12 protein-coding genes, 2 tRNA genes and 1 pseudogene are annotated in these 15,327 nt (G+C 45.1%); 6 read left to right on the top strand and 9 right to left on the bottom strand.

What is annotated here, in order from left to right:
* Positions 1–19: 19 nt before the first annotated feature.
* The 4 genes from AC3IT7_RS13515 to AC3IT7_RS13500 all read right to left on the bottom strand — a co-directional run bounded on the left by AC3IT7_RS13515 (position 20) and on the right by AC3IT7_RS13500 (position 5,006).
* A complete protein-coding gene (locus AC3IT7_RS13515) occupies positions 20–1,522 on the bottom strand; it encodes a UvrD-helicase domain-containing protein (RefSeq protein WP_489248799.1) in 1,503 nt (500 codons plus the stop codon).
* Between the two features lie 15 nt (positions 1,523–1,537).
* Complete coding sequence (gene hisIE, locus AC3IT7_RS13510; protein WP_489248798.1) at positions 1,538–2,320, bottom strand: bifunctional phosphoribosyl-AMP cyclohydrolase/phosphoribosyl-ATP diphosphatase HisIE; 783 nt, start codon at positions 2,318–2,320, stop codon at positions 1,538–1,540.
* A 225-nt stretch (positions 2,321–2,545) separates the two neighbouring features.
* Positions 2,546–3,433, bottom strand: coding sequence for an SDR family NAD(P)-dependent oxidoreductase (locus tag AC3IT7_RS13505; protein ID WP_180040885.1), 888 nt, complete (start codon positions 3,431–3,433; stop codon positions 2,546–2,548).
* A 295-nt stretch (positions 3,434–3,728) separates the two neighbouring features.
* Positions 3,729–5,006 (bottom strand): O-acetylhomoserine aminocarboxypropyltransferase/cysteine synthase family protein, encoded by a 1,278-nt coding sequence (locus tag AC3IT7_RS13500; protein WP_489248797.1) that lies wholly within the window; start codon positions 5,004–5,006, stop codon positions 3,729–3,731.
* 309 nt (positions 5,007–5,315) lie between these two features.
* Here AC3IT7_RS13500 and ettA point away from each other — a divergent pair, with 309 nt between their 5' ends.
* Positions 5,316–6,977 carry an energy-dependent translational throttle protein EttA gene (gene ettA, locus AC3IT7_RS13495; protein ID WP_489248796.1) on the top strand — a complete coding sequence of 554 codons (1,662 nt, stop codon included), beginning with the start codon at positions 5,316–5,318 and terminating at the stop codon, positions 6,975–6,977.
* 72 nt (positions 6,978–7,049) lie between these two features.
* On the opposite strand, the gene AC3IT7_RS13490 is transcribed toward ettA, so the two are convergent.
* From AC3IT7_RS13490 to AC3IT7_RS13470, 5 genes are all read right to left on the bottom strand, one after another.
* A complete protein-coding gene (locus AC3IT7_RS13490) occupies positions 7,050–7,391 on the bottom strand; it encodes a membrane protein (RefSeq protein WP_004281123.1) in 342 nt (113 codons plus the stop codon).
* A gap of 150 nt (positions 7,392–7,541) precedes the next feature.
* Positions 7,542–7,617 (bottom strand) — tRNA-Glu (locus tag AC3IT7_RS13485).
* Between the two features lie 36 nt (positions 7,618–7,653).
* Positions 7,654–7,729, bottom strand: a tRNA-Ala gene (locus AC3IT7_RS13480).
* Positions 7,730–7,786: 57 nt separating this feature from the next.
* Complete coding sequence (gene gltX, locus AC3IT7_RS13475; protein WP_489248795.1) at positions 7,787–9,295, bottom strand: glutamate--tRNA ligase; 1,509 nt, start codon at positions 9,293–9,295, stop codon at positions 7,787–7,789.
* 126 nt (positions 9,296–9,421) lie between these two features.
* Positions 9,422–9,724, bottom strand: coding sequence for a hypothetical protein (locus tag AC3IT7_RS13470; protein ID WP_489248794.1), 303 nt, complete (start codon positions 9,722–9,724; stop codon positions 9,422–9,424).
* Positions 9,725–10,209: 485 nt separating this feature from the next.
* On the opposite strand from AC3IT7_RS13470, the pseudogene AC3IT7_RS13465 reads away from it, so the two are divergent.
* From AC3IT7_RS13465 to ftsI, 5 genes and pseudogenes are all read left to right on the top strand, one after another.
* Positions 10,210–10,784 (top strand): annotated as a pseudogene (locus tag AC3IT7_RS13465) (sulfate ABC transporter substrate-binding protein); the annotation flags it as partial.
* 243 nt (positions 10,785–11,027) lie between these two features.
* Entirely contained in the window at positions 11,028–12,047 is a 1,020-nt protein-coding gene (locus AC3IT7_RS13460; RefSeq protein WP_489248793.1) for a sulfate ABC transporter substrate-binding protein, read from the top strand.
* A gap of 185 nt (positions 12,048–12,232) precedes the next feature.
* On the top strand, positions 12,233–13,144 hold the full coding sequence (rsmH, locus tag AC3IT7_RS13455) for a 16S rRNA (cytosine(1402)-N(4))-methyltransferase RsmH (protein ID WP_475654597.1): 912 nt from the start codon (positions 12,233–12,235) through the stop codon (positions 13,142–13,144).
* A 10-nt stretch (positions 13,145–13,154) separates the two neighbouring features.
* The gene (ftsL, locus tag AC3IT7_RS13450) at positions 13,155–13,487 is read left to right on the top strand and encodes a cell division protein FtsL (RefSeq protein ID WP_100355180.1); all 333 of its coding nucleotides are present in this window, start codon (positions 13,155–13,157) and stop codon (positions 13,485–13,487) included.
* 15 nt (positions 13,488–13,502) lie between these two features.
* Entirely contained in the window at positions 13,503–15,326 is a 1,824-nt protein-coding gene (ftsI, locus tag AC3IT7_RS13445; RefSeq protein ID WP_475654598.1) for a penicillin-binding protein PBP3, read from the top strand.
* Position 15,327: the final 1 nt, after the last annotated feature.

Raw genomic sequence — 15,327 nt, 5'->3', positions numbered from 1 at the left:
ATGATTTTACATCCATGCCTTAACCGACGGCTTGACGAAGCGACTGCGGCATCTTGATCTTCAGTTGTTGAATCAGGTCATAAATGTGATGAATATTTAAGCTTACTTTAGCACGTGTACAGGCCACGTAAAGTAAACGTAGTTCCTCATCACTAATTTTATGGTCTTTCTCATTCAGCTTGAACTGGTAGTCATCTTCAATATGCACCCGTTCCCACTCTAGACCTTTGGCCTTGTGTGCGGTAGAAATAATATAGTCCGCCTGGCCAATCGGGGTGATTTTGGCCAGCGCTTTTTTCAGCGGATCGGTGCCATGCTCATCGACCAGCTTCACGAGAGGCTTGATGTCACTGCCTTCATTGGTCTCACAGTATTCATGCACATCATGCCAGGAATTAAACCAGGCCAGCTCCGGTACATCGACCACACGTTTGCCCTGTTTCAGCATGGCAGCCGCATCGACAAAACGATTCAGCTTGACATGATCGGCTTGCAGGCTGACTTTGTCGCCACGCACCAGACCAGCAAGTAACAGCTCCATGGCGCGGGCATTGGTGCGGCACAGAATCGCATCGCGCATTTTGGTATGCGGTTTATTGACCACTTTAGAATCTAGCAGCGGATTACCAAGTAAAGGCACGGTTTCATTCAGTGCACCCAGAATCGCATTGGCATTCAGGGCAATTTCAGGGCCAAAACGGAATGAGGTGGTCAGGCGTGATTCTGGCAAAGGCAGTTGCTGCATGGCATTCACCGCACCACGCCAAGCATAAATCTGCTGATGCGCATCACCGACATAAATTACTTGGGTGCTGCGCTGTTTCAGTAAAATTCCCAGCATCAGCGGATCGGCATCTTGGGCTTCATCGAACAGCACATAATCGGCCGGAATATTCGGCTCGGACAGCGCCCAGAGTTTCAGGTAAATATCATGTCCGATCCCGGCCTGATGATTCGGATCAATTGACTCTAACCAGCGCCGCTCTACCGCCGGATAGAGTTTCTTCTGCAAAGTCTCGATATCATCCGGATGCAACCAGCTTGGCGCCTGAATATGCCGCGGGGCAGGATATTGCGAACTGGTGGAACAGAAATAGCCGACCGCATTGGCGACCAGACTGGCCAGTCGCGAAGGCATCAGGACATATTTTTCATAACGCCCACCCATCATACGGCGCATGGTTATCGGTTCAAGCCGGTATTCCTTGGCAATAAAACTTGGACTCAGGCGTGGCAGACGCAGTTTGTCGGTGACTCCACGTGGAACGCTACGAAACGCCAGCGAGTGGAATGTGCGGCAATCTACGCCACGATGAAACTTGGCTTGCGCTTCACTGGCAATGGCTTTGTTAAAGGCCAGATACATGCCGCGTCTTTGCGGCATGGCGTCACTGATCATTTGCAGGGTGGTGGTTTTACCGGTGCCTGCATAGGCAATCACCTTAAAGGATTTGCCCAGACGTGCGTTATCAATGGCAGTCGCCTGCTCATAGGTTGCGCTCGGTTTTTTTAAATCAGACACAGATGAGTTCAAGATTTAATGCTGACGGCTGGCTTTTTCGACCAGACCGGATAAGCCTTGTCGACGTGCCAGTTCATTCAAGACCAGCTGCGGTTCGATATCGAAATAACCCAGCATGACAATGGTGTGGAACCACAAATCAGCAACTTCATAGATCAGGTCATTTTTATTGTCGATAGATGCATCTTGGTCAAAGTCTTTAGCCGCCAGTACAGTCTCAAAGCTTTCTTCACCGACTTTCTCCAAGATTTTGTTTAAACCTTTATGATACAGCTTGGCCACATAAGATGAATCCGGATCGGCCTGTTTACGCTCTGCCATCATCTGACCCAGATAAGACAAAACTTCAACCTGTTCAGATTGGGCGGTTGATGCTTCCATCGCCAGCGTATGCGGATTGCTAGACTTTTCAGCATAAATCACAGACGGATCTTTGAGTTGTACATCGACAATTTCCCAGCCAGTTGGCGTGAGTTTGCGATAAAAACAGGATTCACGGCCGGTATGGCAGGCAATGCCACCATGCTGTTCAATTTGTAGCACAATCACGTCAGCATCACAGTCCAGACGGATTTCATGTACCGTTTGAAAATGTCCGGATTCTTCACCTTTATGCCATAACTTGTTGCGTGAACGGGAGAAATACACCGCCTGATTTTTTTCAGCAGTCAGTGCCAGCGCTTCACGGTTCATCCATGCCACCATCAACACACGACCAGTTTGATGATGCTGGGCAATGGCAGGGACTAATCCTTGTTCGTTAAATTTTACTTCATCGAGCCATTGCGCGTTATTCATAAGGGTTTCCATCATTTCAATCAAAATATAAAAATACGGATAGGAAATATCCGCTGATAGTGTACGTGATCTCGCAGCATTTGCGACAAAAATCTGTATCGACAGGACAGGCTGTGTCGTGTATTCGCCAGAATCAGCGGCTTTGATCTGGATATTTTAAGACTGAAGCATTAAAAAGCCGCCCGGTAGGCGGCCTGTATTTTCAGGAAATTATTCCAGTAAAAATTACCAGTGTTCGCCCGGGAACAGACGCGCATATGCTTTTTGTACCAGGTTCAGTTTTTGTGGTTGTCCCACAGAGGCACTTGAACTTGGGAACAGGTTATAACCAATCGACATCAACACGTTGTTAATATCTGGGGCTATTGAGTAGGTGATCGATGCCAGACGACCCAAACCGGTGGCGACTTTCTTCGGACGTTTCACGATTGCATAGGCAATCAGGTCAGCCGCCTGTTCCGGAGAAAGTGTCGGTACATATTTATAGATTTTGGTCGGTGCAATCATCGGGGTGCGTACCAAAGGCATGTAGATCGAGGTGATTGCAATTTTGTGCGAATGTACTTCTGCAGACAGGCAGCGACTAAAGGCATCTAATGCTGCTTTTGAGGCAACATAGGCCGAAAAACGGGTGGCGTTGGCCAGTACGCCAATTGAACTGATATTGATAATATGACCTGCACGGCGAATCATCATTTGTGGCAGGATATTCATGACCAGACGCACCGCGCCAAAATAATTCAGCTGCATGGTACGTTCAAAATCATGGAAACGATCCACTGACTCATGTACCGCACGGCGAATCGAACGTCCTGCATTATTGATCAGAATATCGATATGGTCGACTGAAGCAATGATCTGTTTGGAGACTTCATCAATGGCTTCCATATCGTTTAAATCACATGGAAATATCGAGGCTTTGCCGCCTTTGGCTTCAATTTCTGATTTTACTTGTTCTAGGGTTTCTTGTGTGCGGGACACCAGTAAAACATGGGCGCCTGCATCGGCCAGTTGATGTGCTGTCGTTAAACCAATACCGCTGGATGCACCGGTAATCAGGATGGTTTTACCTGCAACAGATTTTTCCAGTTGTTTGTGTAGTCTAGTTTTCACGTTTGTTATCCCTAATTTGAAGTCAACGTTCAAATTGTTTTTATTAAAGGTCTATGGCGCTCTAACAAAAAATGAGAGCGAAGATGAGTACAGATATGATAAACAATTCTTCAGGAAAATCTATATATTAAACTATTGAAATTAAAATAAAAATTAGAGTAATTGCTCTATTTGTGTTCGCTATTTCATTTAACTTTTACCATGAAAATAAAAAGCAAAGCAAGTGGCTGTTTTAGAAAAATAAATCAAAACTCCACCTGTATGGATGGAGTTCTGGGATAGATGTAGTCGGGCTTTAAACGGTTGCCAGCGCCTGATCCAGATCGGCAATCAGGTCATCAATATGTTCAATGCCAATGGATAAACGCACCATATCTTCACTGACACCGGCAGATTTGAGTTCTTCAGCATTGAGCTGACGATGCGTGGTGGTCGCCGGGTGGCAGGCCAGACTCTTGGCATCGCCGATATTGACCAGACGGGTGAAGAGTTGCAGCGCATCAATAAAGCGGGTACCCCCTTCGAGACCATGCTGAACTCCGAAAGTCAGAATAGCGGAAGGTTTGCCTTTCACATATTTTTGTGCCAAGGCATGTTGTGGGTGATCTTTTAGACCAGCGTAATTGACCCATTTTACTTTAGGATGCTGCTGTAAATATTCGGCTACTTTCAGGGCATTTTCGGTATGGCGTTCCATACGTAGGCTCAAAGTTTCCAGACCTTGCAAAATCAGGAAGACATTCTGCGGACTGATGGCGGCACCAGTATTACGTAATGGCACTACACGGGCTCGGGCAATATAGGCGGCTTCACCGAGAACTTCGACATAGTTTACGCCGTGGTAACTTGGATCTGGGGTATTAAGGGCAGGGAAGCGTTCAGGATATTTGCCCCACGGGAATTTACCGCTATCGACAATAATCCCGCCAATTGAATTACCATGACCGCCAATATATTTGGTCAGGGAATGCACGATAATATCCGCGCCAAAATCAAAAGATTTCTGCAGTACCGGGGTGGCTACGGTATTGTCCACGACCACAGGCACACCGTATTCATGCGCAATTTTGGCAATGGCTTCCAGATCAATAATATTACCCAGCGGATTACCAATCGATTCGACAAAAACCAGTTTGGTTTTGTCATCAATCAAATTGCGCAGACTTTCTGGTTGTTCATAATCAAAAAAACGCACTTCAATGCCTTGTTTCGGCAGGGTGTGTGCAAACAGGTTATAAGTGCCGCCATAAAGCGTAGAGACAGAGGCAATATTGTCGCCAGCTTCAGCAATGGTCTGAATCGCATAGGTAATCGCCGCCATGCCAGAAGCCAATGCCAGTGCGCCAATCCCGCCTTCAAGTGCCGCGATACGTTGTTCCAGTACCGCCGTGGTCGGATTCATGATGCGGGTATAGATATTGCCCTGAACCTTTAAATCGAACAAATCGGCCCCATGTTGGGTATTGTCAAAGGCATAAGATGTGGTTTGATAAATAGGCACTGCAACAGCTTTGGTGGTGGCCTCAGGGCTATAACCGGCATGAATCGCCAGGGTTTCTGCTTTATAACTCATTTTGTGTGATCTTCTTGTGTTTAAGTTTATGACTTGAGTGTAGCATTTTCATATCTATCTAAAAGTGCAATTTTACTGAAATAGATAGGTGAAATAATCATATATAAACCGGGATTCGGCGCAGTTATTTTACTGAAAACAGCTGTTTAAAAAAACATCAGCAACAAACTTGTAACAATGCATTGAAGTTCATGGCAATGGCTTATGTTTTCGCTGCTTTCTGCGTATAATAGCCGATTATTTTTTCGCTCTTTTTGAGCTGGGGTGGTTGTTTTAACCCCATTTGGTTTTTCAGTTGAGGAGTCCTACGTGGCCCAATATATTTATACGATGAACCGAGTATCTAAGATGGTTCCGCCTAAGCGCGAAATCCTGAAAGATATCTCCTTATCATTTTTCCCAGGCGCAAAAATTGGTGTGCTTGGTCTAAACGGTGCAGGTAAATCTACTTTGCTTCGTATTATGGCGGGCGTAGATAAAGATTTCTCGGGTGAAGCACGTGCGCAGCCGGGCACAAAAATTGGCTATCTAGAGCAAGAACCACCTTTGGATGAAACCAAAGACGTTCGTGGCAACGTTGAAGATGGTTTGCGTGAACCCTTAGATGCTTTAGCTCGTTTAGACGAAGTTTTTGCTGAATATGCAGCGGAAGATGCTGATTTTGATGCTCTTGCAAAAGAGCAGGAGAAGCTGGAAGCAATTATTCATGCCTGGGATGCACATAACCTTGCCAACCAGATGGATCAAGCTGCAGCTGCGCTTAATCTTCCTGCCTGGGATGCAGATGTTAAGCTGCTTTCAGGTGGTGAACGCCGTCGTGTGGCGCTGTGCCGTTTGCTGTTGTCTAAACCGGACATGCTGCTTCTTGATGAACCGACCAACCATTTAGATGCTTCATCTGTCGCCTGGTTAGAACGTTTCTTGAAAGATTTCCCGGGCACCATCGTTGCGATTACGCATGACCGTTATTTCCTGGATAACGTGGCTGAGTGGATTCTTGAGCTTGACCGCGGCATGGGCATTCCATACCAAGGTAACTACTCTTCTTGGTTGGAGCAGAAAAATGCCCGCTTAGAACAAGAGAACAAGCAGGAAGAATCTTTTGCCAAAGCATTGAAAAAGGAACTTGAATGGGTTCGTTCAAATGCCAAAGGTCAACAAAAGAAAAACAAAGCGCGTATGGAGCGTTTTGAAGAACTTAACTCGCGTGAGTTCCAACAGCGTAACGAAACCTCTGAAATCTACATTCCACCTGGCCCACGTCTAGGCAACAAGGTGGTTGAAGTTGAAGGCATCAGCAAATCGTTTGATGGTCGTACGCTTTATAAAGATTTATCATTCGTTGTGCCACCAACAGCGATTGTGGGTATTGTCGGTGAGAATGGTGCAGGTAAAACCACATTATTCCGTATGATGACTGGCGAATTACAACCAGACACAGGTACTGTGGTACTGGGTGATTCGGTTAAAGTGGCATATGTGGGCCAGATTCGTGACACGCTTGATGACAACAAAACCGTTTGGGAAGAAGTCTCTGGCGGTCTAGACATCTTGAAGATTGGCGAATACGAAATTGCATCTCGTGCGTATATCGGTCGCTTTAACTTTAAAGGCCAGGATCAGCAAAAACGTGTCGGTCAATTGTCTGGTGGTGAACGTAACCGTTTACAACTGGCAAAAATCCTGCAAATGGGCGCAAACGTGATCCTGCTCGATGAACCGTCGAACGACTTGGATATCGAAACCTTGCGTGCGCTTGAGGATGCCATTCTGGTATTCCCGGGTACTGTGATGGTGATCTCGCATGACCGCTGGTTCCTTGACCGTATTGCAACGCACATCTTGTCATTTGAAGGCCAGACCCCAGAATTCTTCCACGGTAACTATACTGAGTTCGAAGAATATCGCCGTAAACGTGATGGTGATGATCTGGTAACCAAGCGTCAAAAATACCGCAAAATCGGTGCTTAATCTGCATCTTGATTGATAAAAAACCAGCCTGCGGGCTGGTTTTTTTGTGCTTGTGTTTGACTGAATGAGAGATCAGATTTCCCACTCATGATTACATTCACGACATTTCCATTTCTTTTGGGTTTGCATAAATGCTTGCATGGAGATTTTAAAATCAGGTAGATCTTTATAGAACATGAAGCCGGCGATTAAAGAGAGAATAAAGACGATGACAGTCGCGGTCTGTAAAGTTGTACCTGCACCATCACCAAAAATCCACATCGCAATACTGATGATCACCAGTAATAATAATAAGAACAGGGCAGGAACCAGAAACATCAGGCTTTTAGGAACTACCGGACGTGGAGCTGCTTGACCTGGCTGGGCTACCGGCATGATTTTCGGGCTTTGACACTTAGGGCAACGATATTGCATTACAACTCCAGAATTCTAAATTACTGATTATTTTATCGGAAGATGCGAAGAAACCGAAATATTGCCCAACATAAAATATACAGGCAATAAAAAACCCAAGTCGCAATGCTTGGGTTTTTTAAAAGACCACTTCAAAAGTAATCTTGAATATGGCGTCCCTACGGGGATTCGAACCCCGGTTACCGCCGTGAAAGGGCGATGTCCTAGGCCTCTAGACGATAGGGACAAATGAGGCATTACACAGCTAAAGCAAGACTTGATTTGGTGGAGTCAAGGAGGATCGAACTCCTGACCTCTACAATGCCATTGTAGCGCTCTACCAACTGAGCTATGACCCCAGTCTGTGTGAGCGCTATATTAGGGATATCGCGCCCACACGTCAACATAAAAATTAATTAAGCTTGATCAACCGCTTCATTTTTCGGCAATTTTAAGCTTTCATTAAGTTTTTCCCAGACTTTTAGCTCTTTTTTGCTTGGTCCGCCAACAATTTCCAGCGCATGACGTAAACGTGCGAAGGTCAGGTCGGGGCCAATGGTCACCATGGTTTGCATTACGGGAGTAGAGGCAGTTGAACCCGCGATGGCAATAAAGAACGCCGGCATGAAGTCACGCAGTTTGATTTCCATCTGGGTGGCCAAATCCATCAAGGTTTGGCTTACGGTGTCATTATTCCAGGTAAACAGGCTTTCCAGACGCCAGATTGCAAACTGCAAGCTCTGACGAACCTGTTCGTCAGACAGTTTTTTGCTGACAAACTGTTCCTGAGTCAGTGTCGGGAAATGATTGAAGTAATGCGCAGACCAGTTCACCGCTTCAGACAGCAGGTTAATACGTGGCTGAATTGCTGCTGCAATTTCTTCTAGCTTGGCACGATCTGCTTTCCAGGCAAGCAAAGTATCAAGTAAGTCGCTTGGAGAAAGCGCTTTGATCCACTGGCCATTGAGCCAATTGAGTTTTTCCACATCAAAGATCGGGCCACCCAGGGAGACACGCTGAATATCAAAGTGCTCGATCATTTCTGCCAGAGTGAATTTTTCACTCTCATCCGGCATTGACCAGCCCATACGGCCCAAGTAGTTCAACAAGGCTTCAGGCAGTACGCCGATATCTTTATAGTAGTTGATAGAGGTTGGGTTTTTACGTTTCGATAGTTTTGACTTGTCCGGGTTACGTAGTAATGGCATGTGGCAAAGCACCGGCATGTCCCAGCCAAAGTATTGGTAAAGCAGTTGGTGCTTCGGTGCAGACGGAATCCACTCTTCGCCACGAATCACGTGAGTGATTTGCATCAGATGGTCATCCACCACGTTGGCCAAATGATAAGTCGGCAAGCCGTCAGTTTTAAGCAGAATCTGCATGTCGACCTGTGCCCATGGAATCTCGACTTCACCACGTAGCATGTCATTGAATTTACAAATACCTTCAGTCGGCACTTTCATACGAATCACATGCGGTTCGCCAGCAGCCAATCGACGCTCGACCTCTTCTTGAGAAAGGTTTAAGCCACGACCATCATAACGCGGAGATTCACCACGTGCTTGCTGTTCAGCACGCATTTGATCCAGTTCTGCTGCGGTTGCGAAACAGTAGAAAGCATGCCCTTTTTCTACTAATTCCAAAGCATAATTTTTATAAATATCCATACGTTCTGACTGGCGGTATGGCGCATGCGGCCCGCCAATATCTGGACCTTCAGACCAGTTCAAGCCAAGCCAGCGCAATGAATCCAAGATCATTTTTTCAGATTCAGGTGTTGAGCGCAGTTGGTCGGTATCTTCAATACGAAGGATAAATTCACCACCATGCTGTTTAGCAAAACATAAGTTAAACAAGGCAATATAGGCAGTTCCTACATGAGGAAAGCCTGTAGGGGAAGGTGCAATACGAGTACGAACAGTCATAGCCGGATATAATCTAGAATATAAATTTGGCTCTATTATAGCGAAAAAGCCACATCACTTAATGCTTTATTCAACATTGAGTGATATGGCTTTAAATCCTGGAGTGTTCGAATCAGTTCAAACTGATTAAGAATGGTCGCTTGAAAAAATGCTTTGCACGAAGCGGGTAAAACGATAATTTTGTGCTGCAAAGAAATTTTGCGAAGGGGCAACTTTAAGTGCAGTTAAAACTTTCAGGTTGTCATCTGTATGCAGGGTTTTTTCGCTTTTGTTCTGTTGAATTGCTTTTTCAATCGGCGATGTTTTGCTTTCTACAGTACTGTCTGAAGCCTTCGGCAAATCGGTCTTAACGGCAACGGCATGACCAAGTTGAATCGAAAACAGCATGATCAGACTCAGGATGCTGGCTGTGAATAATTTAACTTTCATATCCAAACTTCCTCCTTGCTTCTAGTTGGTTTTATTTTGTTAAAAATGTTTTTTTAATACTCTGTCTACAATTTAATCACAGTTGATTATAAAGAAGTAGAACTAAGTCACATTTTTTACAAAAAATTAATATAACATATATGGAAAATTACTAAAAAACGTAATTCTCTATTTTAGCGGCCTATTTTTAGCAGACAACTGTGAAGAGAACGTGAAGAACTGTCTTATATTGTAGCAGGAGATTAATTTTTTAGCAGAATATGTATCTGACTTTAATTGTTACTAGATATCTTAAAATCAGCTATAGATTAAGAATATTGTTATAAATATATGATTATTATATTTATTTTTAATTTATACAATGCTCGCTGTGTAAATAACGAGTTACATAACCTGAATAGAACAATAGCAACTGCGATCTTCGCTTATTGACTGTGGCTTGCATGCAAAATGCGCTGGCTAAAGATTTCCTGAATGTCTGTTATGACCTGACCAAACCGGGGGTCGAGATTATGACGCCAAATCCAAAAACAGGTGGCGCGCCACGCTGGATTGATCTGTTGGCTTGGGGTTATACGCTGAAACAGCCAGACGGCACAGAGATCGAGTGAAAAAACGCTATCAAAATGTCAAAGTTCTAGATTCCGCAGCACGTAGTTCACTCACCACTTTTGCCGAGCGTGATATTGGAGATGGACTGTTGTCTTGGGAAAATGAAGCTTTAGTGGCAACCCAGGGTTTGGGTAAAGACAAATACGATATGATTTAGCCATCCATTTCAATTCTGGCCGAGCCTTTGCTGATGATGGTTGATAAAAACGTGAATAAAAGTGGAAATACTCATCTGACACAAGCTTATTTGAACTATATGTCTTCACCGAAAGCTTGGGAGCTGGCTGCGAATTATTTCTTCCATCTACGGAATGCCAAATATTCGGCGTAGTTCCTGAAAATTCAGACCTTTAACATTGATCCGGTATTTGGTGGCTGGGCCAAAGCGCAAAAAACGCATTTTATGAATGGGGCGATGTACGACCAGATCTATTATGACAAGAGATAAAAAGCGTTAAGCCCGACTGGATGATAAAATAGATCAGGTGTTATCCGTTTTTTTTATATTTAAAGCATAAAATTCTATATATTAGAGATAAGTAGAATAATTTGAGAATTTTTATCTTTAAAAACATGTAATTAATAATAAAAAACCCTCGATTATATCGTGTTGTGATGTTGTAGGTTGAATTGCAGTAAATGATTTTATTTCATATAGTTATATCTATAGAAGATAAACTCCCGTGCTCTCATGAAAAATCAATTAAAATCGTTATTTAGCGTTGCCTTATTGGCGACTGGCCTAAGTATGACAGCCACTGTTACGCAAGCGGCTGACCGACAGTTTCTGAATGTATCTTATGATGCAACCCGTGAATTTTATGATGAATTCAATAAATCCTTTGGTGCTTACTGGAAAAGCCGTACCGGACTGGATGTGAACTTTAAACAGTCACATGGCGGTTCAGGCAAGCAGGCACGTTCGGTGGTAGATGGCTTGAAAGGGGATGTGGTGACTTTGGCGCTGGCCAATGACATCGAAGAAATTGTGAGATCTGGCCAGATTCAGCCAGGCTGGCAAAAAGAATTCCCGCATAATTCGGCACCTTATACTTCAACCATCGTGTTCATGGTACGTAAAGGCAACCCGAAAGGTATCAAGGACTGGAATGACTTGACCAAACCGGGTGTGCAAATTATTACCCCGAACCCGAAAACCGGTGGTTTGCCACGTTGGGTTTATCTGTCTGCATGGGGCTATGCCGAGAAACAGCCTGGCGGGAATAAAGCCAAGGCTCAGGACTTTGTTGGTAAGCTCTACAAAAATGTAAAAGTCATGGATTCTGCGGCACGTGCTTCAATGACCACTTTTGCCGAGCGTGGCATTGGTGATGTATTGCTGACCTGGGAAAATGAAGCCTTAATCACGCAAAAAACCTTGGGTAAAGACAAGTTTGAGATTGTTTATCCGTCGATTACGATTTTGACTGAGCCATCGGTGGCAATTGTAGATCGTACCGTGGAGAAAAATGGCAATAAATGGTTAGCCACAGGCTATATCAATTACCTGTACTCACCTCTGGGTCAGGAAATGGCAGCCAAACATTTCTATCGTCCACGTAATGAAAAAGTCTTAGCCAAATATTCGGCGCAATTCCCGAAAATTAAAACCTTTACCATTGATGAAGTGTTTGGTGGCTGGGCCAATGCGCAAAAAACCCACTTTGTGAATGGTGCCATCTTCGACCAGATTTATAACAGCAAACGTTAATTTTGCTGGTGTAGCGCTAAATTTTGAAAAAGCCTCCGAAAACAGGAGGCTTTTTTATATCTGAAAAATATTAAAACGGTTTTCTCTATAGAAAGTAATATTTATCTACAAAAAGTCGTTTGGAGCTTTACCCAAACAGGGTGATAATGTGCAGTTAAATTTTTCGCCCTATTGATTGAGTTTTTATGTCACATATTTCTGTATTACTTCACGAAACGATTGATGCCTTGTTGGCGGGTCGCAATACGGGAATTTATGTAGATGGTACTTTTGGCCGTGGCGGACATACCCGTTTATTGCTGTCAAAATTGGATGAACATGCACGTGTGTATGCCTTCGATAAAGATCCGCAGGCACTGGCAGTTGCAGCTGAACTCGAACAGGAAGATTCACGCTTTAAAATTATTCATGCCAGCTTTGCTGACCTGAAAGATGCGCTGGCTGGACTGGGCATTGAACAAGTGGATGGGGTGATGGCGGATTTAGGCGTGTCTTCACCGCAGCTGGATCAGGCTGAGCGTGGTTTCAGCTTTATGAAAGATGGCCCGCTGGACATGCGTATGGACAACTCGCAGGGGCCAACTGCAGCAGAATGGCTGCTTAAAATTGAAGAAGAAGCACTGGCCAATATTATTTTCAAATATGGCGAAGAACGTTATAGTCGCCGTATTGCCAAAGCCATCAAGGCAGCCGGACAGATTGATACCACGGCACAACTGGCGGAAATTGTAAAAGTAGCGCACCCGAAATGGGAAAAAAATAAGCATGCTGCAACGCGTACTTTCCAGGCCATTCGTATTGCTATTAATAAAGAATTAGAAGATATTGAAATCTTCTTGCCGCAAGCAGTGGATATCTTGAAGCCGGAAGCCCGTTTGGCCGTGATTAGCTTCCATTCACTGGAAGACCGTTTGATCAAACAATTTATCCAAAAAGAGTCAACGCTTGAAGAAGATTCAGGTTGGGGAATGCCGCAACAACAGAAAGATACGCGACGTTTAAAGAAAGTGGCTCGCGTCAAAGCCAGTGATGAGGAAGTCAAAGCCAATCCTCGTTCACGAAGTGCCTGGCTGCGGGTTGCAGAACGTTTAGCTTAATAGGCGCATAATGAAAACTGAAGTGATCGATAAAAAATCAGAAAAATTGTGGCTGAAAAAAGCCATCATCTATCTTGTACTGATCCTGATGGTCTTCATCAGTGCAGTATTTGTGGTCTTTCAGGTCTTTGAATATCGTCAGGACACCAGAAAGCTGAGTAGCTATCTGCGTGAACGTGATGACCTGAATGCGGACTGGGGACGTTTGCTGATTGAACAGCAGACTTTCGGTGCAACCGCGCAGATTGGTACACGTGCAGTCACCCAGTTGCGCATGTATTCTCCCCCGGTGTCACAGAGTGTCGTGATTTCCTTACCACAACCTTCAGATGAGAAAAAATAAGGCTAGCGCTCGGACATGATAGACAAAAGAAAGAAGCAAGCGGTACGTAAAAAACAATCAGTCACCGACAAAAACGCCTCAAATGTTTATATCAACCGTTTCTATATCATGTGGGCGGTGGTGTTACTGTGTTTTATTACTCTGGTCTGCCGTGCCTTCTATGTGCAGATTATCAATAAAGATTTTTTACAAAACAAAGCCAATGCCAATATTTTAAGAACCAATACCATTAAGGCCATGCGTGGCGTGATCTATGACCGTAATGGTGTGCCTCTGGCGATCAGTACCCCAATCATGAAAATCGTGATTGATCCGCGCGATTATTTTGACAATAAAAAACTCTATGACGAGACCATGCTGGCCTTGGAAAAAGAGCCAAATAGCCGCAAGCTGAAACGTCAGTTACCAGATAAAAACCTGAACCTGGATGAGCTTGCCGATGCAGTCGGCATGGATCGTGCAGAACTGCGTAAAAAACTTGAAGAACGACCACGTTCACGTTACCTGATTTTGAAAAAAGAAGTGCCGCCGCAACAGGCTGAACTGATTATGAAGCGTAATTTTCAGGGCGTGTATACCGAGAAAAACTACAAGCGCTATTATCCGCAGCCACAACCGAATTCACAGATTATTGGCCTGACCAATAGTGAAGGTACCGGGATTGAAGGTCTGGAGATGCAGCTCAACGCCCGTCTGGCAGGTGAAGATGGTGAGCAGCAGATCATCCGCGATAAAAAAGGCAACCGGGTCAAAGAGCCGGAAGTGATTAAAGAAGTCGAACCGGGGGAAAATATCACCCTGAGTATCGATTCGCGTCTGCAATACATCATGTACCGTGAGCTGACTGCGGCAGGGGTCGCCAATAATGCCCGTTCAGCCACCGCGATTGCGGTTGATGTCAAAACCGGTGAAATTCTCGCCTTGTCTTCATGGCCTTCATATAACCCGAATGACAAGAATGGTTTGCTGAATAAAGATGCGATGCGTAACCGCGGTGCGGTGGACTCCTTCGAACCGGGTTCGACCATGAAACCGCTGACTGTCGCAATGGCCCTGGAAAGTGGTAAATATACCGCCAACTCAGTGGTCAATACCACACCGGGTAGTATGCGGGTCGGAAATCACACCATTCGCGATACGCATAATTATGGCCAATTAACGCTGGGTGGCATCATCCAGAAATCCTCTAACGTCGGTGTGGCCAAACTGGCCTTGTCGCTGCCTTATGAAACCTTGCCGACCTTCTATAAGCGTCTGGGTTTTGGGCAGCGTTCAGCGGTGAAATTTCCGGGTGAAAGTGCCGGTCTGATCCTGCCGCCGAGCAAATGGAATGTATCTGAAGTCGCGACCATGTCCTATGGTTATGGTCTGAATGCAACGGTGCTACAGCTGGCCGATGCCTATGCCATGCTGGCCAATAAAGGCGTGAAAATACCGCTAAGCCTGTACAAGCTGGAAGAGCAGCCACAGGGTGAGCAGATGATTGATGCCAAGATTGCCGATCAGGTCTTGTTGATGATGGAAACTGCAACTTTACCGGGTGGTACCGCGACGCGTGCCACAATTCCGGGTTATCGTGTGGCAGGTAAAACCGGTACTGCACATAAGTTACGTGCCGACCGTAAAGGCTATTCGACCAGTGAATACCGGGCTTTATTTGCGGGCGTAGCTCCCGTCAGTGATCCGCGTATTGCGATGGTGGTGGTGGTAGAAAACCCGCAAGGTACCTACTATGGCGGTACGGTTTCTGCACCAGTCTTCGCACGCGTGATGCAGGAATCCTTGCGTCTACTGAATGTCCCTCTGGACAAACCTTTAGAATCTCCCAAAGTCCAGTAAA

It is taken from the genome of Acinetobacter sp. KH_038 (genome assembly GCF_057839405.1).
Note: the sequence above shows the minus strand (reverse complement) of the source record. Positions and strands in the feature narration are given on the sequence as shown.

What these genes read in the sequence shown, in the direction of transcription:
- hisIE (WP_489248798.1), bottom strand. Translation starts at nt 2,320, where the DNA reads ATGAATAACGCGCAATGGCTCGATGAAGTAAAATTTAACGAACAAGGA.
- AC3IT7_RS13500 (WP_489248797.1), bottom strand. Translation starts at nt 5,006, where the DNA reads ATGAGTTATAAAGCAGAAACCCTGGCGATTCATGCCGGTTATAGCCCT.
- AC3IT7_RS13490 (WP_004281123.1), bottom strand. Translation starts at nt 7,391, where the DNA reads ATGCAATATCGTTGCCCTAAGTGTCAAAGCCCGAAAATCATGCCGGTA.
- gltX (WP_489248795.1), bottom strand. Translation starts at nt 9,295, where the DNA reads ATGACTGTTCGTACTCGTATTGCACCTTCCCCTACAGGCTTTCCTCAT.
- AC3IT7_RS13470 (WP_489248794.1), bottom strand. Translation starts at nt 9,724, where the DNA reads ATGAAAGTTAAATTATTCACAGCCAGCATCCTGAGTCTGATCATGCTG.
- AC3IT7_RS13460 (WP_489248793.1), top strand. Translation starts at nt 11,028, where the DNA reads ATGAAAAATCAATTAAAATCGTTATTTAGCGTTGCCTTATTGGCGACT.
- rsmH (WP_475654597.1), top strand. Translation starts at nt 12,233, where the DNA reads ATGTCACATATTTCTGTATTACTTCACGAAACGATTGATGCCTTGTTG.
- ftsL (WP_100355180.1), top strand. Translation starts at nt 13,155, where the DNA reads ATGAAAACTGAAGTGATCGATAAAAAATCAGAAAAATTGTGGCTGAAA.
- ftsI (WP_475654598.1), top strand. Translation starts at nt 13,503, where the DNA reads ATGATAGACAAAAGAAAGAAGCAAGCGGTACGTAAAAAACAATCAGTC.